The organism is Variovorax sp. dw_308 (assembly GCF_019207085.1).
GTDB lineage: Bacteria > Pseudomonadota > Gammaproteobacteria > Burkholderiales > Burkholderiaceae_C > Variovorax.
In genome coordinates this window covers 1-917 of record NZ_JAATOM010000090.1, presented here as the reverse complement: position 1 = coordinate 917, position 917 = coordinate 1, and the positions used below count along the sequence as shown (strand labels likewise).

Annotated in this window: 1 protein-coding gene; it reads left to right on the top strand. The window is 68.8% G+C overall.

The annotated features are described in order from the left end of the window. A partial coding sequence (locus HCU76_RS36320; RefSeq protein WP_218512060.1) for an IS3 family transposase occupies window positions 1-917 on the top strand: 917 nt, incomplete at both ends.

Here is a 917-nt window from a genome sequence, read left to right as displayed (position 1 = left end):
GTGCGACCGACGCCCACCCACGCACTGACTGAGGCCGAGCGCGCGCAGGTCCTGAGCGTGGCCAACGAGCCGCGATTTGCCGACATGCCGCCCGCGCGCATCGTGCCCACGCTGGCCGACGAGGGCGTGTACATTGCCAGCGAGTCCACCTTCCAGCGCGTGCTGCGCGCGCAGGGGCTGAACGCTCATCGCGGGCGCGCCAAGGCGCCGCGCAAGAGCCGTCCGCCGACCACGCACGTCGCCACCGCGCCGCGCCAGTTGTGGTGCTGGGACATGACGTTCCTGCCAACGGAGGTCGCTGGCCGCTGGTACTTCCTGTATCTGATCCTGGACGTCTACAGCCGCAAGGTCGTAGGCTTCGAGGTGCACGAGGACGATGACTCCGACCACGCTGCGCGACTCGTGCAGCGCACCGCGTTGGCCGAGGGAATACACGCCGTGCCGCGCGACGAGCGTCCCGTGCTGCATGGAGACAACGGCGCCACGCTGAAGGCCACCACCGTGCTGGCGATGCTTTGGTGGTTGGGCGTGAAGCCGTCGTACTCGCGCCCGCGCGTGAGCGACGACAACGCCTTCGTTGAGAGTCTGTTCCGCACGGCGAAGTACCGGCCGGAGTTCCCGGCTTCGGGCTTCGCGGATCTGCGGGCGGCTCGCGAATGGGCGCGTGAGTTCGTGCATTGGTACAACCACGACCATCGCCACAGCGGCATCCGCTACGTCAGCCCCGCGCAGCGCCACGCCGGCGAGGATGTCGCGATCCTCACGGCCCGGCACGAGGTCTACCTCCAGGCTCGCGAGCGCAACCCGGCGCGTTGGTCAGGCAACACGCGCGACTGGTCGCACATCGCGACCGTCTCGCTCAACCCGGAACGCGACTCCATCGTCGCTGCGGCCTCGCGCCGCGAAAATATTCAGCC